Source organism: Oceanicoccus sp. KOV_DT_Chl, from assembly GCF_900120175.1.
Lineage (GTDB): Bacteria > Pseudomonadota > Gammaproteobacteria > Pseudomonadales > Dasaniaceae > Oceanicoccus.
The window spans coordinates 28,398-47,739 of record NZ_FQLF01000005.1 but is presented as its reverse complement, the minus strand read 5'-3'; the positions used below and the strand labels follow the sequence as shown (position 1 = coordinate 47,739).

Below are 19,342 nucleotides of genomic sequence, written 5' to 3'. Positions count from 1 at the left end.
GCTAAAGGAGCACTCTTGCGATGACAGTAATCCGCCAAGACGATTTGATTGAAAGTGTAGCCGATGCGCTGCAGTTTATTTCTTACTACCATCCAGTTGATTTTATTCAGGCGATGGATAAGGCCTATCAGCGAGAACAAAACCCGGCGGCTAAAGATGCCTTGGCACAAATACTGATCAATTCGCGTATGTGCGCTGAAGGTCATCGTCCCATTTGTCAGGATACCGGGATTGTGACGGTCTTCCTTAAAGTGGGCATGAATGTGCAGTGGCAAGCTGATATGTCAGTCACCGATATGTGTAACGAAGGTATCCGTCGCGCCTACATGAACCCGGATAATGTATTACGTGCTTCAATTCTTGATGATCCGGATGGTGCCCGCAGCAATACCAAAGACAATACGCCGGGTGTCATTCACTACGAAATTGTTGCTGGCGATACCGTAGAAGTCCATGTGGCTGCCAAAGGCGGCGGCAGTGAAGCCAAATCTAAGTTTGCCATGCTAAATCCTTCGGATTCGGTGGTTGATTGGGTATTGAATATGGTGCCGCAGATGGGTGCGGGTTGGTGTCCGCCGGGTATGTTGGGTATTGGTATTGGTGGTACGGCAGAAAAGGCGATGTTGTTAGCCAAAGAAGCGTTGCTAGAGCCCATTGATATTTATGAATTGCGTCAGCGCGGGGCGAGTAATCGCGCTGAGGAGTTGCGTTTAGAGTTGCATGAGAAAGTAAATAAGCTGGGTATTGGCGCTCAGGGCTTGGGTGGTTTGACCACGGTAATGGATGTCAAAGTAAAAGATTATCCGACCCATGCTGCTAATAAGGCTGTGGCGATAATTCCGAATTGTGCGGCCACGCGTCACACCCATTTTACTTTGGACGGATCCGGGGCTGCAAAACTGACGCCACCAAAGCTGGAAGATTGGCCTGAAGTGACTCGCGAAGCGGGACCGAATGTAAAGCGTGTTAATCTGAATACGGTAACCAAGGATGATGTTAAAACCTGGTTGCCCGGTGACACGTTATTACTCAGTGGGAAAATGTTGACTGGCCGTGATGCCGCCCATAAGAAAATGGTCGATATGATTGCCAATGGTGAGGAGTTGCCAGTTTCCATGGCTGGCCGGTTTATATATTACGTCGGTCCAGTGGATCCGATTGGCGATGAAGTGGTTGGCCCAGCCGGACCAACAACGGCTACCAGGATGGATAAATTTACCCGTACGATGTTAGAGAAAACCGGTTTGCTAGGGATGATTGGTAAGGCTGAGCGTGGACCGATCGCCATTGAGGCGATTAAGGATTATGAATCGGTTTATTTGATGGCAGTGGGTGGCGCAGCTTATTTGGTGGCGCAGGCAATAAAGTCATCAACTGTGGTTGGTTTTCCAGAGTTGGGAATGGAGGCTATCTACGAATTTGATTTGGAGGATATGCCAGTGACAGTGGCGGTGGATTACCTTGGTGAGTCGGTGCATAAAACCGGGCCACAGATATGGGCCGCTAAAATTGAAGAGCAGGCGATAGAAGTTATTTAATTCCTGGCCTTTAAAGTGCCATAAAAAAAGCCGCTGTAGCATTTTTCTACAGCGGCTTTTTTGTGAGTGGGGCTGGGTTTATTTCCAGCCGCCGGTTTTGGTTGAGCGGGTGTTGAGTGTGATTACGCCATTATTGCCTGTACCGTCATCATCTTTGGCCTGGGATTTAGTACTCACAGGTGTCGCAATTAAATTGACGCATTGTGTGATAGTGCCACTCGCACAAAGATCTGCCTCAACTGTGTATAGGCCATCTGGTGACTCTGGCGTTGCTGAAGAATATCCCAGTAACTGTAAATCAGTTACGTAGGTGCCGTTATCGGCTTTGTATTCTTCTTGGGCAAACCTGAGCATCGTCAGCATAGAAAATGCATCCTGTCGATTGGCCCGGATAGTATAGGTTTGATATCTGGGGATAGCGATAGAAAACAGAATCCCCAGTATCGCGACTACTACCATTAGTTCTACTAAAGTGAACCCTTTTTGTTTGTCATTTTGGGGCATTAGTTTTCTCTCCAGTAAGTTCTATGCAGTTTTAAATCGATATCGTCATCAACGCACTCTGTTCCAATACACGCGATGAGGTCGTTTTTAGTGGTTGATTCAGGCGTTTCGTCTGGTCCACAGCTGTCGCCACAATCAGAGGTTGAAAAAATAATGGCGGGCTCGGGGGGATACCACCATGTTCAAGTTCCTGAAACAGACGGTTGTTGGAAAGCACACTTTGACCGCTAAGCACATCCAGGAAGTAGTAACGGCCGTTGCCTGTTTTACCGTCACAGCTCAGGGAAGCATCCGGTAGGAACGTTGAAAACAGTAACTGATTGTCGAAGGTGACGGTTTTGGTCAGCATTTTTTCACCCAGACTGGAGTCAAGCGCTAAAGCCCAGCCACTAGAGTTTACCGGCGTCGAAACAATACCATTTGTTAAGGAGGCCGTTGCTAAATGGTTAAGGCCGATTGGATCTGACCCCATATAGGTGTAGTCCGTTGGTACATTAAACGCGTGTGAGTCATAAATCATAAATAGGTAGTCATTAACGTCCTTATTTAAAGGGTGTGCTCTCCACCCGGAACCTATGGCAATTGAAAGGTAGGCGCTAACGCCTCTTTCGCGCTGGTAGGAGACATCAGGGGCATTATAAAAACGTCTTAGCTCTGAGCCCGTTCCGCCCAATTCTGCAATGACGCCGCCTGTGGCAAAATCATTGGCGGAGTTGGCTTCAATGTCAAAGTCGAAACGCCAGAGTGAGCCCAGTACATCAACGGCAAACAAGAAGTCGATGTAACCATCACCAGTAATATCGGCAGGAGTGACGTTGGCCGGAAAGCTGTTTGTCATGTCTGTAGAATTAATGGTATGGCCAGTTTTACCCGCACTCCAGAGTAGTTCGCCGGTGGTTGCGTCAACCATGAAAATGGCATTACCTTCATCGTCGCTGCTGTCTGGTGCAGTGTCATGCTTGGTGTCATAGCCGCCACCAAAAAACAGCACTTCACGGTCACAGGCATGAGAGTCATCAGCTGGAGGAGTGCAGCCCCAGGTTTTAATAGTGGCACGCTGTGGAACTGACCAGGTTTGGCCAAGATCATCAAAACCGCTAGTACCATTAGTTCCGCCGCCACCAGTTACTTGCCAAAGCAGTTTAGGGACACTTCGGTTACTCACATCCAGTGCGTATAGTGTTTTACCCCCGCGACGCATTCCTTGATAAATATAAACATGCTCATCGGTTTCTACGATACCGGCAGCGGTTACTATACTGCCGTTTTTATTATCATCGTGTCTCCATACCGCCATTGGCGAATCAAGGCCGTAGACTTTGTCACTAAATGTGCCTGAATTTTGATAATAAGTAGTCAGGTTAGGAAGTAATTCTTTGGGTATATAACTAAAAATTTCGCTGCCATCATCAGCATCAATGGCATGGAAAAAACCCATATTAGAGGCGGCAAATAAAGTGTCGTCAAATTCATCATTGTCCGCATCAATAGTTCGGTAGGTAACTACTGTAGGTTGGTTGTGAACAAAATCTGCAAGAAAATGGTTGGACACTGTTTCGCCAACTGCGCCACCGCGAGCGAAATCAACAACGTTGGTGGCTATCGCTTCGGTAGTGGCGTCACTAGCACCTAGACCTAAATCTACGGTGGTAACGACTGTGCTTGACGTGATAGGTGTTGGAAGTTGAGTTGTCAGTGATACGCCGCCAGTACTAGGAAGCGTCGGAGCCGAGCCCATATACGTCAAAATGTTTCTAGAGGCAGGCGCTGCAAATTCATAGGCAAAGCCCCCTAGCGAGATCTGAGAGCCGTCTGGTTCAATATCGTTGTCGTCGCCATCGATATCATAGTCAACGCCGGGTGCCCAGTTGGTTTGGGTGGTCCAGTAGCTGAGAGCCGAGTTTTTAAAGTAGCCAGTGTTGGTGTCAACGGCTTCAGCGTTATTTGCATCAACCAGCTTGCCATTCTTTAATTTATATTTCTTGATATTACCTGTCCAACGAGGCGTGCTGGCTGGTTGAAATAACGCAAAATATAATTCATCCCGATGCTGTAGACCGTTGTAAGCATTCACCGCAACAGCAGGTGCTACGAAAGTATCTTTTTCAAACTCGGTTTGTTTGAAAAGCTCTTTTAAAGCCAATAATAATTCAGCAGCACTATCTGCTTGTTTATATTCACCGCCACCATTTCTAGCAGTATCTATTAATAGGTCTTCATCGGTAGCAGCGCCAAAGCCGACGGTATGAACGGTCATGGGCTGGGTTAGATCCAGAGATGAATGGTCGCGTTCATCCGCGCCGTCGTAGTGGATCATGCCTGCTAATTCATCGAGACAGTTTCCGCTACAGGTTCCACCAAAGTGATTTTGGATATCAGCATTGCTGCCACCATCCGAAGTAGGAGCACCATCAGTCAGTAGAATCAGGTAACTTTTCTGGCACTCGTAATCAATAGGGGAGTTATAAGTCGAGCCTGAACTGTACGCAGCTGATGGGGTGTTGGTACCGCTGTTGTTACCCCAGTCAGCGTGCAATCCACGCATATACCGGTAACCTTCCCACAGCACTTCAGACAGCGGGGTGCTGTCATCGAACTCATAAAGCGCGTCAACGGAATTACGCAAGGTAAGCTGGTTGGCATTGCTGGCATCAGTGGTGTCTTCAGCAAGCAGTGACTCCTGAAAGATATAGCCGCCGGAACCACTATTAAAGCGCATCAAGGATAAGTTGATATCGTAATTCTGATCAATCAGATCTCTAACCACTTGTTGCAGTGCGGTGTAGCGATAATAATTTTGTAAATAGTTATGGTAGTTGGCGCTTACCGCATAAAGGCTAACATCAGCGCTACCATCGGTATAACGCGAATCGTAAGTGATGTAATCTTTCTCATCCTGGCAATCGACTCTGGCACCATTCTCTTCAGGTACAAAACCACAGCTGGCATCGCCATAGAAACACATTTGAGCCGAAGTTCTGCTGTTGACGGATGCGCTATCCCACGTTCCGCCAGTTTCATAGACATATTTAGTGGTTGACGTTTCATAGGGTGTAGTGTCGTTTAGCGTGCTGGTGTTACAGGTAAATTGGGTTCTGTGCACTTTATTAAAATAAATGTACTGGTCAGCGAAGGTGTTGGGTTTTGAATACAAGTAAACATAATCGCTATCGCCAGCCCCGCCACTGTAATTGACTTCGCTGGGATAGGTTGTATTTGAATTGAAATTGTTTCGTTCTTCTTCAGATGAAGTGCCGTTGTTGGCGTCGACAGGAAGACCCATACTACCCGAGGTATCCATGATAAAAAGGACATTAGGTCTTATTTCATAATCCTCCAGAGCGGATTGCTCCAGATAAACTTCGGTATCGTCAGCCCATGTTGTGGCAGAGGCAAGCAGCATAAAAATGGCTGCTGTTACTTTCGAACCTGTTGATGTGAATGTATTCATCATTTACTCCTTGCCAGGTATTTCCCGTATTCAAAAAAGTGAATAGGGGTGGCTGGTATCTATGTCGGTAAAATTTCTATTCAGTCGTTTACGTTTTAGGCGCTATACGTGTAAGGCCTTGGGTTTGATCTGATTTGGAACTGTTGCCGGGAATTTCTGTGACCATGTTAATTTCATAGTCTTTGCCGATATAATTTCCCAAGCTGTAACGGGTGGTGGCACAGAGTCGCCGGAAAAAACTATAAATGCATATTGATCATAGGCATCGGTGCTGTCACCGGTAAGCATCTCGTTATCTGCTATGGAAATACCTACACTTTTTGTAGTAATCCCTTTGGTGGCGTTAAACGTTGTTGTTGACGCTGTGACTGTGGAAAGCCTGGCGGGACGATTAAGGTCTAATTGTTGTGCCCGGATTTCATTGAGCGATCGTTGGTATTGATTTTGCTGGTGTAAGCTATTACTTGCCATTTGTGACTGCAATTGGGAGGAGTCGATAGAAGCAACACCAATTAATGTCATTACCAGTAATAAAATTAAACTGACAATTAAAATCGCCCCTTGGGAGTGGGTATAGCTATGCGTTAATGACTTTTGCATGACAGGTTCCTAAAACTCAGAGTTATTAAATTGAACGGTGGCGGTATAAATTCTGCGTGGCTGGCCATCAGTAACCGTTAACAGATCGCCATCCAGTAATCGATATTGCCGTTGTTTGTTTTCTGCAGTGCCAGCAACCATACCATTGCTTACTAATAAGGAGATTCTGGCGGATTTAACCTGAGACCAAAGATTGACATCGGGAGTTGGGTCAGGATTGTCAATAAACACTTTTTGAGCAGGAATATACATGGTGACACTGTCTGGCTGAGAAGTATCACCCGCGACGCCGTAAAGTACTTGCATGTGATCAATGCCGTCCACCAGCGGTTGAGGGGCGTCATCTAACCACGCTCCTGCAGTGGTATCCCAACCCTGACAATAGAGGCTGCTGATGCCATCGTTATCGAGATCTTCAACGGTATATACATTGGCGATAATATTTTCAGTGGCTGTTATTGCTGTGCCCAAGCAGGTTTCTTGCTGTGTGGTAATGGTGTCGTCGGTACCAGGGCGTGGATTATCACCCGGCGGATCATATTCTACGGAAAGACGGTCACTGCCATCAGCGAGGAGATTGGTATCGGGTTGTGATGCCCCAACGGTGTAGTTATTGCTGGCGCAAGGTGATATGCCCGTGCAATCAATTAAGAAAAAGTCTGGTACCTTACCGTCCCCTGCACTGGGCATGCGGGCACCTGCCATACGTACATCCTGCATCAAGATATCCATCGCCATGCGTCCATTTTCCTGAATGCGTGAGATATCATCATTTAGCTCATAGGTTTGGCGGGTGCTAACAACAAACTGCAGTGCGGCTGACATCATCGCTGCAGCGATAGCAATAGATACCATTAATTCAATTAATGACAAGCCTTGCTGGCGCTGGAAGGTGGTTTTTGGATTGTTCATTATGGATACACCGGCATTGAAATGGTTCGAGTTTGCTGCACTGTCGCATCAAAATTACTGGAGGCCTGATCAACTTGAGTTTGCTGAGAGATGGACTCTGATATCCAGGACACGGAAACCGTATAGTTAGAGTCTTTCACAGTAGTGCCACAGCTGTTACAGGTGATTGACAGTGATTGTAGGTCCAGCGACTCGGTCGCATTCGCTAAAACACCGGTGCCAGCTGATTGGCCGCAAAAACTGTCCCACACATCATAGGCGGCCATTTCGTTAGCTGTGCAGTTAGTCGCCGCAGCGCCGGCGCTATTGTCAGCGCAGCGCTTGGTTGGAGCAGCACAATCAGCTGGAGTGAAAGCCGCTTTTACATAACTATTGCCATCGGCATCAGGATTGGCTCTTATCCGTTCAGTGAGCTCGGTGACTACCCAGATAACCTGCGACCGGGTACCGGTATCAAGCCCGTTTTTCACAGATACTGACTGTAGTGCCGATAAGCCCAGCAACCCAACGGCCATAACGAACATGGTTACCACGACTTCAATGAGTGCGAATCCATTTGATTGTGTTTTTATCAACATAAAATTTATCCTGCAGGTGTGCATTGAGTGGGTTTATCCGCAGCGGCTATGATATTGCTGGATACTCGGCCTACTCGGCTGACACTAATTAATTGACCTTCTATAGCGCTGTTAACATCAGAGTCACAAACAGCTATTTGGACAGGGTCATCATCTAACCTGCCGTTAGCATCAAAGGTGACCCAGTTATTAGCGGCGGTATTGGATCGAATGGTTATTAGTGCATCGTCTACGCTAAAGTCATTCAGATAGGTATCATTAACGGTGTCTCTCGCCTGATTTCCTTCGCCGCCAACATCGATATAGACCGTCCATCCCTCAGACCAGTCTTTAGCGGTGCTACTTTTTCTCTCAATAGTCACCACCGCGTTGTTGTTAATCGCTGCAGAGCGAGCTTGGCTTAAACTTTTATAGAGTACCCGGGCCTGGCTGCTTACCGCATTCCTTTCAATAGTGGCTGTCAGGAATGGCAGGCCGGCACCCATAATAATGGCAAAGACAACTAATACTGCCATCAGCTCTATGAGGTTAAACCCTTGTTGATCTTTTACTGTTGCCATTAGTCGTTGTCATCCGGTCGTTGGATTAGCGAAATTGATTACCTATCTAGCTAGGTTGGATACTAGGTGGAGTTTCTGTCAATGACGAGTACCTCTGGACGGACGGATTAATCGGTCGGATAAATGGTCGTTTTTAACTTGGAACCCAGCGTTTATAGGCTTCTTAGTGATGTGCGACCGTTTAAACTAATCACCACTTTCTTGTTCAGCGCACTGTGAGCTTCTTCACAAAATCTAAAGTGGCCTGCGGTGCCGTTGGCTGCACCCGAGGGTTTAAATTGTAAATATTGGCGTTTAGCACTGGCGTTCCAGGTGAGGCAGGGAGTGCTCTCTGGCATTTCCAGTACCATATGGAGATCTTCATTCTTATCAACAGTTTCACTTTTATTGTGATCAGTGAACACAATAATGGTTTTATTCCAGTTGCCACCACACTGACGTTGATCAAGGCTCGGACATACTGTCAGATAGCGGTTTTCTTTTACCGCTAAAGTTCGTGCATACGTTGTTAGGTGGAAGAGGGTATTAAAGACTGTGCTTTCAGTTTGGTATTGTAACCATTTACTCATGGGGCCGGTGCCAACTGTTACCAGAATAATGCTGATAGATAGCGTGGAAATTAATTCGATTAATGTTAAACCAGTATTAAAATAAGGTGAGGTGTTCATAGGGCAGTTCCTTCTGCGTTATGTAAGTCGGGCCAGTCAAATCCTTTGACCGGGTCACTTTACCATTGAAGTTGTTCAGGATGATAGTTAGCTGTGTATTTTAAGTGTTCGGTGCACTTGGGTTTTACCTGCGGGCTAATTCGCCTAGACTTGGTTAAACTCTTTGATGAAAGTATTAGTAATGTCACCTTTATCTCGCCGTAATTTTTTACTGTCATCTATGGCCGCTCTGGTGGCTGCGTGTGCTGAAGACAATCCAGCGCTCCGACCTGCGGTGACTAATCTTATATTGGGCGGTGGTCAGTATAAATTGACAGTGGATGGTGATACTAAATTTGTATTGTCCATTGTAGATATAACAAACAAAGATCGACATTTGTCTACAATGGGTTTCTTGCCCCATGGTATCCATCGGAACCCCACAGACTTTAATCGTTTGGCGATATTTGAGAAAAAGGGGCCCAACGCTTGTGAGTATGATTTAGGTACCAGGCAGATCGTTCGAGCCATCCCGCAGGTTGATAATCAGTATTTTTATGGGCATGGTGCTTATTCTTTGGATGGTAAAACGTTATTTTCCACTGAAACGGAATTGGATGGCTTTAATGGTCTGATTGGTGTTCGTAGCAGTAGCGATTTGGCTTATATCGGTGAGTTTCCGTCCTATGGTAAGGAGCCGCATGAGTGTAAGTTAATTGATGGTGGTAAAACTTTAGTAGTCACGAATGGCGGTGGTGATACTCAGGGTGATGCTCCTTCGGTTGCTTATATCGACATTAATTCACAACAATTGATTGAAAAAGTTCAGCTGACTCGAGCAGAGCTTAATACTGGCCATCTGGCGATTTGGTTATTGTTTCGGCGCCACGAGTGGGGCTTGGTACAGATAGCTTGGGTGGCGTGAGTATTCGTCCAAAGGGGAGAGCTCTTGTCTATGACAGAGCCCCCAGCTATCACAGCGCGAATGCAGGGAGAGGCTTTAAGTGTCGCCATTCATAGTGCTAATGGTATTGCAGCGGTCACTCATCCCGATGGTGGTATGGTGACTTTTTGGACTATTGCCGGTCGAAAATTACTGAAAGTGATAGACTTGCCATCGCCTAGAGGCGTGGAGTTGACCGTCGATCAGCAGTATTTTCTGGTGAGCTATGGGCTTGAGGCTAATGTAGTGCAGGTGTCAGTTGATGACCTGGAGATTGATAAAGCCTCTACTATTTTTAAATCCTATATTACCGGGTCACATATTTACAACTGGTCCAGAGCAATGAGTGAGCTTTATTATCCCGCATAACATTAGAATAAAAACATTATGACTAATTTAACTTTTTACTGGCATGATTATGAAACTTTTGGTGCTGATCCCTCTAAAGATCGTCCCTCTCAATTTGCCGGGATTCGAACCGATACCGATTTTAATATTATTGGTGAGCCGCTAGTCATTTTTTGTAAGCCTGCCGCTGATGTTTTACCGCACCCACAGGCCTGTTTGATTACTGGTATAACGCCACAGCAAGCCTTGGATCAGGGCGTCTGTGAAGCTGAGTTTATTCGCCAGATACATGCGGAACTGGCGATGCCGGGTACTTGTGCCGTGGGTTATAACAGTATTCGTTTTGATGATGAAGTGAGTCGTTATACGTTGTATCGCAATTTTTACGACCCTTACGCGCGTGAGTGGCAAAATGGCAATTCACGCTGGGATATTATTGACATGGTGCGGGTGTGTTGTGCATTGCGCCCAGAAGGCATTAATTGGCCGCAACATGAAGACGGCAGTCCCAGCTTTAAGCTGGAGCATTTGACGCAGGCTAATGGCATTGCGCATGAAGCGGCCCATGATGCGTTGTCTGATGTGCACGCTACCATTGCTTTAGCAAAACTCATTAAACAGAAACAGCCAAAGTTATTTAATTATGTTTTTCAGTTGCGTAATAAGCGCGAGGTTGCGGCGTTGTTAAATGTGGCCGAGCAAAAGCCGGTGCTGCATACTTCCGCTATGTTTCCGGCGTCACGTTTTTGTACCACTTTAGTCATGCCCTTGGCGATGCATCCGACGAATAAAAATGGCGTGATTGTTTATGATTTACAGGCAAATCCAGAGTCATTAATTAGTTTAAGTGCTGAGCAGATTGCAGAACGTTTATATACACCGGCAGCAGAGTTACCTGAAGGTGTTGAACGTATTCCTCTCAAAACGATACATACTAATCGTGCGCCGGTGGTTGCCACTTCGCAGTTATTAGATGAGGCAGTTGCGGCACGTATCCAATTGGATTTACCGCAAGCGCGTCAGCATTATAAACAATTGAAACAAGCGCAAGGCTTGACCGCCAAATTAGCCAAGGTATTTGCGCAACAGGATTTTCCAGTACGCACTGACCCGGATTTGATGCTTTATAGTGGCGGTTTTTTTGGCCAAGATGATAAGAGCGTGATGGCGCAAATACGAAGTTCGTCACCACAGGAATTGATGGAAAATAGTTTTTGTTTTGAGGATGGCCGTTTAGCTGAAATGTTGTTTCGATATCGTGCGCGCAATTACCCCGAATACTTATCACCGGATGAACAGTTGCTATGGCAAGAGCAGTGCTATCAACGATTAACTGATCCAGACGGTGGCGCCAGTATAGCGATGGAGGCTTTTTTGGAAATGGTTCATGGTCTGCTTGAAGATGAAGCAACTTCAGCTCGTGATCAGGCAATTTTAGAGCAGTTGCTGGATTATAGTGATCAGTTGCTAGCTTAGATGGTGTGACAATGTCATCGGCACAGTGGTGGGTATATATCATTGAAACCTATTCGGGCAAACTTTATACCGGTATTACTACGGATATAGAGCGTCGTTTTGGTGAGCATCTAGCGGTGAATTCCAGGGTGGCAAAGGGAAAAAAAGGCGCGAAATTTTTTCGTACTGATCCGGCTAGGGTCGTTGTATATCGTGAAGGTTGTATTGATCGCAGTGCAGCGAGTAGCCGGGAGGCGGCAATAAAAAAATTATCTCGACTGCAAAAAAAACAACTGATTGAGTTGTCCTTGGACTAGCGAGTAGCTACTTGCACAAAATCAATTTCGTAACGGCCTGGCAGGTTTTGCGCCTGATATACTTTAGTGTTTTTATATTTTTCCTTCACCAGTGCGATGACTGCATCCCGGTCCTGTCGACTGGTAGACATACCTAAATACACGGCTTTTAATTCAGGGGTTGAAAACTTTTTGTTGGTATACCACAGACTGTCGTCCCCTTCTGCGGTGTCAGTAATAAAGCAGCGCCATTCTTTTTCTACGCTTTGGGTTTTGTCTTTGCTCAGCATTTTGTCAATAAAGTCATCAGCGCTGGGTGCGTTTTCTTTGCCATAAGTAACGGCGACTTGTTGTTTCAAGCTGGTAACTAAGGGGGGGTGGTGCTGTAGGTGACTTTGCGTGGTTGGGTTAACGAGGTATCGTCGCCGGCACTAAAGCGCAGGGCAATACCCGCATGGTTGTCGGCATAGCTGCGCCAGCTGTAGATGTTGGCTGGCTTGTCGCTAAAGCAGCAGATACGCAGCGTGCGCGCATAGCGCTGCCATTCAGCAAGATATTTGTCTATAGATTCTTGTTGTTGATTGGCGATTTGGCTTAATAGTTGATTGAGTACCTGCTCGGCCTCTTCTTCAGACGCGAAACGTTCTTCCTCACGCCAGCGAGCCACAGCGGCAACCAGGCGGTTATTTTTGCCAGTGGGGTCTGAAGGCGCAAACAGCATGTTAATCGCTTCTTTAATCATGCCGGCGAGTAACTTTTCGGGGGTAAAGTCAGGTCGTGATAGGTGGCTTAGTTCAAAGGGGTCATTAAATAAGTGCGGGGCACTCCAGCGCAGCGACTGGCTATTTAAAATTTTTAAACCGGTTTCAGCGCTACAGAACTTTACCAGTGATGCGATTTCGTCTATTGCCACAATGTTATTCCAGACCCTGTGTTGCGATATTGATGTTGAGAAGGATATTAAGCCATCATTAATACTTAGCCTAATTCCTGTAAAATTCAATTACTTAGCGATGATTAGTGCGTATTTAAGCCGTGCCGGTGAAAAAATGAACAGATAGTTGCTGGTTGGCTTGATGAGAGGAGGGAAACGCTAAATCCAGGGGCAAATCGCTCTTTTACCGAGCGTCCATAGCGGTGATAATAGCCGCCAATTTAAACCGCACTATCAATAAGAGAAAGCCATTGTCTAATCCCGAGACAGATCAACGCCCTATCAGCAAGGATATTAAAGTCCTCTCAGCTATGTTCGGGCTGTTAAAACCCTACCGTCTACATGTTTTAGGTGCTCTTTTTGCGCTGACCTTTACTGCTGGCATCACTTTATCAATGGGGCAGGGGTTGCGGATGATGATCGACCAGGGCTTTGGGGCAGGGGCTGCCGAGGGCTTGGATCAGACCATCATCATTTTTATGGGGATGGTACTGTTATTGGCGATTGGTACTTTCGCTCGTTTTTATCTGGTGTCCTGGATTGGTGAGCGAGTCAGTGCTGATTTGCGCCAGCAGGTGTATAGCCGTGTTATTGAACTGCATCCCGGCTTTTTTGAGACTAATCTTAGCGGCGAAATCCAGTCTCGTATTACCACCGACACTACGCTATTGCAGACAGTCATTGGTTCGTCGGTATCGATGGCGCTGCGTAATGTATTGATCTTTATCGGCGGGATTGTGTTATTGCTCATTACTAACCCCAAGTTGACGGCGATAGTGTTGCTGAGTGTGCCGCTGGTGATTATGCCAATCATTATTTTTGGTCGGCATGTGCGCAAGTTGTCTCGCAGCTCGCAGGATAAGGTGGCCGTGTTCGGTGGCTTTGTGGGCGAGTCATTGAAAAACATAAAAATAGTTCAGGCGTTTAATCATCAGCAGCGCGATACCGATACCTTTAATGCACAAGTTGAAGTCGCTTTTGATGTGGCCTTGAATCGGATCAAACACCGTGCATGGTTAACGGCGATTGTTATTGCGCTGGTATTTGGCGCTATCGCGTATATGTTATGGGTGGGTGGCCATGACGTTATTGCCGGTAGAATTTCTGCTGGTGAGTTAGCGGCATTTATTTTTTACGCGATGATGGTGGCGATGTCCGTCGGCGTTATTTCAGAGGTCTATAGCGATCTGCAGCGGGCAGCCGGTGCTACTGAGCGGTTGTTAGAATTAATGCATGCGGATAATCTGATTACTGCTCCTGAGCAACCCCGGCAGCTAACCCAGCCCGTTAGTGGTCAGCTGCAATTTGAAAATATTAGTTTTTACTATCCTTCCCGCACTGAGGTAGCAGCTATTTCCGAACTTAGCTTGACGCTGCAAGCGGGCACTAGTTTGGCTTTGGTGGGGAGTTCCGGTGCTGGTAAGTCGACCATCGTTGATTTGCTTTTGCGTTTTTATGATGTGCAGCAAGGCCGTATTACACTCGACGGCGTTGATATAAAACAGCTTGACCCAAAAGCATTGCGTGAGCATATCGCCATCGTTCCCCAGCAGCCGGTGCTGTTTAGCGGTACAGTGTTTGAGAATATTCGCTACGGCCGTCCCGATGCTTCAGATCAGGAAGTGAAGGACGCCGCCATCGCAGCCTATGCCGATGAGTTTATTCAAAAATTGCCAAAGGGTTATGACAGTTTTGTTGGCGAGTCGGGAGTGCGACTATCTGGTGGTCAACGCCAGCGGATAGCGATTGCGCGGGCAGTGTTGAAAAACCCTAAAGTGCTGTTGTTAGATGAAGCGACCAGTGCGCTGGATGCAGAGAGTGAATATAAAGTGCAACAGGCTTTGGAGCACTTGATGCAGGATAGAACATCTATTGTGATTGCACATCGCTTGGCCACAGTCATTAATGTCGACAAAATTGCGGTGTTGGATCATGGCAAGCTGGTTGATACCGGCAGCCATCAACAGTTAATAAAAAGCTCATCACTTTATGCGCGCTGGGCTAGCTTGCAGTTTGGCGAGGTAGAGGAAGTTGCTTCAGTCATTGACAAGGTGAGTTAAAAGCCCAGATATGACTATGTAGAATTGTGATAAAAATTAAATAATATCAGCGTTTTTATAAAGAGGATAAAAGTTTGAAGTTCACCGGCAGCCATATCTTATCCATCGGCCAATTTGAGCGGGCTGATATTGATCATATTTTTAGGGTGGCTGACTTTATGGCGCCTTTTGCCCATCGAAAGCGCGTTACCAGAGTGCTGGATGGCGCTATCCTTGGTTCGATGTTTTTCGAACCCAGTACCCGAACCCGGGTCAGTTTTGGTAGCGCGTTTAATTTACTCGGGGGGGATGTTCGGGAAACGATTGGGTTTGAGTCGTCGGCGATAGCCAAAGGCGAATCGCTGTACGATACCGCCAGAGTGTTAAGCGGCTATAGTGATGTCATCGTTATGCGTCACCCGCAAGAAGGTTCTGTGTCCGAGTTTGCTGAAGCCAGCCGGGTACCAGTCATAAATGGCGGTGATGGCGCTAATGAACACCCCAGTCAAGCGTTGCTGGATTTATACACTATTAAAAAAGAATTACGCCATCACGGTCGGGAGCTGGATAACCTGCGCATCGCACTGATTGGTGATTTAAAATATGGCAGAACGGTACACTCGCTGTGCAAGCTATTAACGCTTTACAAAAATGTGAGTGTAACGTTGATTTCACCGCAAGAGCTACAAATGCCTGGCGAAATTGTTGAGCAAATGCGTGTAGCTGGCCACACCGTGGTGGAGTCGGATTTAATGGAGGGCAGTATTGGTCACGTTGATATTGCGTATTCCACCCGTATTCAGGAAGAGCGTTTTGCTACTAAGGACGAAGCCAATTTATACCGTGGCCGCTACCGATTAAACCAGGCAATTTATACCCGTTTTTGTGAGCCGAATACAGTGATTATGCACCCTTTGCCCCGTGACTCCCGCGAAGGCGCTAATGAGTTGGATAATGATCTTAATGATAATCCTAACTTGGCTATTTTTAGGCAGGCGGATAATGGGGTGTTAGTCCGAATGGCGTTGTTTGCGTTGATTCTGGATGTCGAAGATCAAGTTGATAAATATGCTAGCGATGTCAATTGGTATACTGGCAGTCGTTTTTAAGGAGGGTTATGGATAATTTCTCACGCAAGGATGTAGCCGTACTCGCCGATGAATCGGTCTATGACGGTTTTTTTCAAATCCGCACATTGAACTTGCGTCATCGACTTTTTCAGGGTGGCTGGAGCCAGCCTTTAAATCGTGAGTTAATCCATCGGCATGATGCAGTAGGTGTGTTGCTGTTTGACCCGGTACTTGATGCCGTGGCTTTGGTTGAGCAGTTTCGGGTGGGGGTGTTGGGTAGTTCCATTGCGGAGCAGGAATCTATCTCGCCCTGGTTGCTGGAATTGGTGGCCGGCTTAATCGAGCATCAAGATGCACCACAGGATGTGGCCGTTAGAGAGTCGGAAGAAGAAGCCGGAGTGATTGTTCAGCAGCTGGAGCCAATTGGTCAATATTATTCCAGCCCCGGTGGCAGCAATGAATATTTCTACTTATTTGTTGGCCGTGCGGACTTATCTGCAGCTGGCGGTGTGCATGGATTGGAGGCCGAAGGTGAAGATATTCGAGTGCATGTATTAAGTATTGAACATTTATGGCAAAAGTTGGAGCGGGGGCGGCTGATCAATGCCCACACGTTGATTGCTGCGCAGTGGTTAAAACTGAATTATCAGCAGTTGAAAACCCGTTGGGCTGAGGTGGCGCCCTAATCTATAACGGACCGCCGAATAATAATTAATAGCTGCTAGACTATTAGCCATATCGGCAACAATTAAGCCCTTTGATAAATCAGATTTTCCTATCACCCTAAAATGCCAGAGACCTATTTTGTCGCAACCTGATTCCAACCCCGCATCGTCGCAATCACCAGCGCCGGCTGGCAGTTTACTAAGGTCAAGCCTATTGGTGGGCATGATGACAATGCTGTCTCGGGTGTTAGGTTTAGTAAGGGATGTGGTTATTGCGCATTTTGTCGGGGCAACGGCAGCAGCAGATGCCTTCTTCGTAGCCTTTAAAATTCCTAATTTTATGCGCCGTTTATTTGCGGAAGGGGCTTTTTCCCAAGCCTTTGTGCCGGTGTTGTCTGAATACCGGGAGCAGCGCAGCTTTGCTGCCGTGCAAGATCTGGTGAATCGAGTAGCAGGCGCGCTAGGAGGTAGTTTATTACTGGTTACAGGCGTTGCTGTGCTGTGTGCGCCATGGATTGCAGTTGTGTTTGCGCCGGGATTTTACTTGGCTGAAGACCCTTTACGTTATCAGCTAACCTCGGAGATGATCCGTGTTACTTTTCCCTATTTATTACTCATTTCGCTGACCGGTTTTTGTGGCGCGGTGCTGAATAGTTATGGTCGTTTTGCCGTGCCTGCATTTACCCCGGTATTGTTAAACGTATGTTTGATCAGTGCCGCGGTATTGGCTGCGCCGTACTTTGATGAGCCAGCGTTTGCATTGGCATGGGGAGTATTAGCAGCAGGGCTTTTGCAGCTGACCTTTCAGCTTCCCTTCATGCATGGTTTACGTTTGTCGCCGCGACCTGTTTGGGATTGGCAGGATGAGGGCGTCAGGCGAGTATTAACGCTGATGGTACCCGCTATTTTTGGTGTGTCCGTCAGCCAGATCAACTTATTGTTAGATACGGTGCTGGCGTCTTTTTTACCGCAAGGCAGTGTGTCATGGCTGTATTACTCCGATCGTCTGGTTGAACTGCCTTTAGGCGTTTTTGCGATTGCCATCAGCACGGTGATTTTACCGAGTTTATCGAGGCAACAGGCAAACCGTTCAGCAGAGGAATTTAGCGCCACGTTGGATTGGGCCATCCGCATGGTGTTGTTAATTGCGGTTCCGGCAGCTGTCGCACTGTTTATTCTTGCAGAGCCTATTTTAATGACCCTGTTCCAGTACGGAAAGCTGACCGCTCGTGATGTGAGTATGGCGAGTTTCAGTTTACAGGCTTATTCAGTTGGTTTACTGGCCTTTATGTTGATTAAGGTGTTGGCGCCAGGCTATTTCTCCCGGCAAGATACTAAAACACCCGTAAAAATAGGCATCATCGCAATGATTGCTAATATGGTACTGAATATTGCTTTCGTGGTTCCGTTACATTTTTACTGGCAGTTAGGGCATGTGGGACTGGCATTGGCGACCTCGCTTTCCGCGTTTTTGAATGCGGGACTTCTTTACCGTGGCTTACGCAGGCAAGAGGTCTATACGCCCCTGCCAGAATTTATGACGACAGTATTGCGTTTGTTGGCAGCAGCAGCAGCGATGGCAGCGGTGTTGGTTTGGTTTTTACCTGAGCACGCTCTTTGGCTGGAGTGGCTGTGGTGGCAGCGCGGGTCAATATACTTTGGGTTTGTTTGGCGGGTGCCGCTGCCTACTTTGCGACATTGTTGTTACTGGGCACGAAAATCAAACATTTCAGGCCAGTTCATTTCCCTGAAGACACTAATTCAAGTAGCAACACGGGCAGCACAAGCCATTGATTTAGTTTATAATCACGCGCTATTTTAGCTGCCTTATTTGAGAGTTCATGGAGTTAATTCGCGGCCTGCATAATTTGCGCCCTCGCCATCAGGGGTGTGTCACCACTATTGGTGCTTTTGATGGTGTCCACCATGGGCATCAGGCGGTTTTGCGGCAGCTGATCGAGCAGGGTAAGGCGCTGGCACTACCGACAGTAGTAGTGGTATTTGAGCCCTTGCCCAGAGAGTACTTCGCTCCCAAGCAAGCGCCGGCAAGGTTGATGAGCTTCCGTGAAAAGTTTAAAGCCTTTGAGCAGCTTGGTATCGATCGTGTTTTGCGGATACCGTTTACTCCCGGTTTCCGGGAAATGGGCGCAAAGGAATTTATCCATAAGGTTTTTGTGGATGGTTTAGCCGCCAAGCACATTATTGTCGGTGATGATTTACGCTTTGGTCGCGACCGTGGTGGAAACTTCGACTTGCTAAAGCGTGAAGGCGCTATGTACGGGTTTGATGTTGTGCCAACCTCGACACTGGCTATTCACGGTGAGCGGGTTAGTAGTACACGGATTCGTAAAGCGTTGGAAGAGGCGAATTTTGACTTGGCTGAGGAGTTGCTTGGCAAGCCATTCAGTATTACCGGTCGGGTGATAGTGGGGCAGCAGCTGGGCAGGCAGTTGGATGCGCCGACGGCCAATTTACAATTACACCGTTTGCGGGCGCCTTTATCCGGAGTGTATGCCGTTGAAGTGAAAATCGACAAGCAGTTGCAAGGCGGTGTCGCTAATATTGGTACCCGACCCACTGTTGATGATAGTTTAACGGCTATTTTGGAAGTTCATTTGCTGGATTTTAATCAAGACATTTACGGTAAAACGATTGAAGTTATTTTTCGGAAAAAAATTCGCAATGAACAAAAGTTCGATTCGATCGAACAGTTAAAACAGCAAATCCATCAGGATATTGCCACTGGCCGAGAGTACTTGCAGGCCAGCTAGATTGATAACGCATTTATAAAGACTTTGGAAC

General features: G+C 46.9%; 19 protein-coding genes. 10 read left to right on the top strand and 9 right to left on the bottom strand.

The window, feature by feature from the left end:
• Positions 1-20 precede the first annotated feature (20 nt).
• Entirely contained in the window at positions 21-1,538 is a 1,518-nt protein-coding gene (locus UNITIG_RS17540) for a fumarate hydratase (protein ID WP_101759672.1), read from the top strand.
• Positions 1,539-1,616: 78 nt separating this feature from the next.
• Here UNITIG_RS17540 and UNITIG_RS24550 read toward each other — a convergent pair whose 3' ends face one another.
• The 7 genes from UNITIG_RS24550 to UNITIG_RS17505 form a co-directional block, all read right to left on the bottom strand.
• Positions 1,617-2,042: a type IV pilin protein gene (locus tag UNITIG_RS24550; protein WP_101760318.1), complete on the bottom strand. Its 426-nt coding sequence runs from the start codon at positions 2,040-2,042 to the stop codon at positions 1,617-1,619.
• Positions 2,043-2,073: 31 nt separating this feature from the next.
• Positions 2,074-5,493 carry a pilus assembly protein gene (locus UNITIG_RS17530; protein WP_159931199.1) on the bottom strand — a complete coding sequence of 1,140 codons (3,420 nt, stop codon included), beginning with the start codon at positions 5,491-5,493 and terminating at the stop codon, positions 2,074-2,076.
• 102 nt (positions 5,494-5,595) lie between these two features.
• Positions 5,596-6,093, bottom strand: a complete 498-nt coding sequence (locus UNITIG_RS17525) for a PilX N-terminal domain-containing pilus assembly protein (RefSeq protein WP_101759670.1) — start codon at positions 6,091-6,093, stop codon at positions 5,596-5,598.
• Between the two features lie 9 nt (positions 6,094-6,102).
• Positions 6,103-7,005 (bottom strand): PilW family protein, encoded by a 903-nt coding sequence (locus tag UNITIG_RS17520; protein WP_101760317.1) that lies wholly within the window; start codon positions 7,003-7,005, stop codon positions 6,103-6,105.
• Positions 7,005-7,583, bottom strand: coding sequence for a type IV pilus modification protein PilV (pilV, locus tag UNITIG_RS17515; RefSeq protein ID WP_159931198.1), 579 nt, complete (start codon positions 7,581-7,583; stop codon positions 7,005-7,007). The genes UNITIG_RS17520 and pilV overlap by 1 nt, the downstream gene beginning before the upstream one ends.
• Positions 7,584-7,588: 5 nt before the next feature.
• Positions 7,589-8,143: a GspH/FimT family pseudopilin gene (locus UNITIG_RS17510; protein WP_101760316.1), complete on the bottom strand. Its 555-nt coding sequence runs from the start codon at positions 8,141-8,143 to the stop codon at positions 7,589-7,591.
• Positions 8,144-8,295: 152 nt separating this feature from the next.
• Positions 8,296-8,811 (bottom strand): GspH/FimT family pseudopilin, encoded by a 516-nt coding sequence (locus UNITIG_RS17505; RefSeq protein WP_101759668.1) that lies wholly within the window; start codon positions 8,809-8,811, stop codon positions 8,296-8,298.
• Between the two features lie 181 nt (positions 8,812-8,992).
• Between UNITIG_RS17505 and UNITIG_RS25740 the strand changes: the two genes are divergently transcribed.
• The 4 genes from UNITIG_RS25740 to UNITIG_RS17485 are packed head-to-tail and all read left to right on the top strand — an operon-like array spanning position 8,993 to position 11,853.
• Positions 8,993-9,715: a DUF1513 domain-containing protein gene (locus UNITIG_RS25740; RefSeq protein WP_159931197.1), complete on the top strand. Its 723-nt coding sequence runs from the start codon at positions 8,993-8,995 to the stop codon at positions 9,713-9,715.
• Between the two features lie 30 nt (positions 9,716-9,745).
• On the top strand, positions 9,746-10,102 hold the full coding sequence (locus UNITIG_RS25735) for a DUF1513 domain-containing protein (RefSeq protein ID WP_101759666.1): 357 nt from the start codon (positions 9,746-9,748) through the stop codon (positions 10,100-10,102).
• A gap of 18 nt (positions 10,103-10,120) precedes the next feature.
• Positions 10,121-11,557 carry an exodeoxyribonuclease I gene (gene sbcB / locus UNITIG_RS17490; protein ID WP_101759665.1) on the top strand — a complete coding sequence of 479 codons (1,437 nt, stop codon included), beginning with the start codon at positions 10,121-10,123 and terminating at the stop codon, positions 11,555-11,557.
• A gap of 11 nt (positions 11,558-11,568) precedes the next feature.
• On the top strand, positions 11,569-11,853 hold the full coding sequence (locus tag UNITIG_RS17485; protein ID WP_101759664.1) for a GIY-YIG nuclease family protein: 285 nt from the start codon (positions 11,569-11,571) through the stop codon (positions 11,851-11,853).
• On the opposite strand, the gene UNITIG_RS17480 is transcribed toward UNITIG_RS17485, so the two are convergent.
• Positions 11,850-12,191 carry a hypothetical protein gene (locus UNITIG_RS17480; RefSeq protein ID WP_101759663.1) on the bottom strand — a complete coding sequence of 114 codons (342 nt, stop codon included), beginning with the start codon at positions 12,189-12,191 and terminating at the stop codon, positions 11,850-11,852. The two genes, UNITIG_RS17485 and UNITIG_RS17480, sit on opposite strands and share 4 nt — an antisense overlap.
• 8 nt (positions 12,192-12,199) lie before the next feature.
• Positions 12,200-12,745 carry a DUF2971 domain-containing protein gene (locus UNITIG_RS17475; RefSeq protein WP_101759662.1) on the bottom strand — a complete coding sequence of 182 codons (546 nt, stop codon included), beginning with the start codon at positions 12,743-12,745 and terminating at the stop codon, positions 12,200-12,202.
• A gap of 272 nt (positions 12,746-13,017) precedes the next feature.
• On the opposite strand from UNITIG_RS17475, the gene UNITIG_RS17470 reads away from it, so the two are divergent.
• The 5 genes from UNITIG_RS17470 (at position 13,018) to ribF (ending at position 19,311) form a co-directional block, all read left to right on the top strand.
• Positions 13,018-14,826 carry an ABC transporter transmembrane domain-containing protein gene (locus UNITIG_RS17470; protein WP_255399630.1) on the top strand — a complete coding sequence of 603 codons (1,809 nt, stop codon included), beginning with the start codon at positions 13,018-13,020 and terminating at the stop codon, positions 14,824-14,826.
• A 74-nt stretch (positions 14,827-14,900) separates the two neighbouring features.
• Positions 14,901-15,914: an aspartate carbamoyltransferase gene (locus tag UNITIG_RS17465; RefSeq protein ID WP_101759660.1), complete on the top strand. Its 1,014-nt coding sequence runs from the start codon at positions 14,901-14,903 to the stop codon at positions 15,912-15,914.
• An 8-nt stretch (positions 15,915-15,922) separates the two neighbouring features.
• The gene (locus tag UNITIG_RS17460; protein WP_101759659.1) at positions 15,923-16,561 is read left to right on the top strand and encodes an NUDIX domain-containing protein; all 639 of its coding nucleotides are present in this window, start codon (positions 15,923-15,925) and stop codon (positions 16,559-16,561) included.
• Positions 16,562-16,679: 118 nt separating this feature from the next.
• Positions 16,680-18,362, top strand: a complete 1,683-nt coding sequence (gene murJ, locus UNITIG_RS17455; RefSeq protein ID WP_369809220.1) for a murein biosynthesis integral membrane protein MurJ — start codon at positions 16,680-16,682, stop codon at positions 18,360-18,362.
• Between the two features lie 19 nt (positions 18,363-18,381).
• Positions 18,382-19,311, top strand: a complete 930-nt coding sequence (gene ribF, locus UNITIG_RS17450; protein WP_101759658.1) for a bifunctional riboflavin kinase/FAD synthetase — start codon at positions 18,382-18,384, stop codon at positions 19,309-19,311.
• The last annotated feature ends 31 nt before the right edge of the window (positions 19,312-19,342 follow it).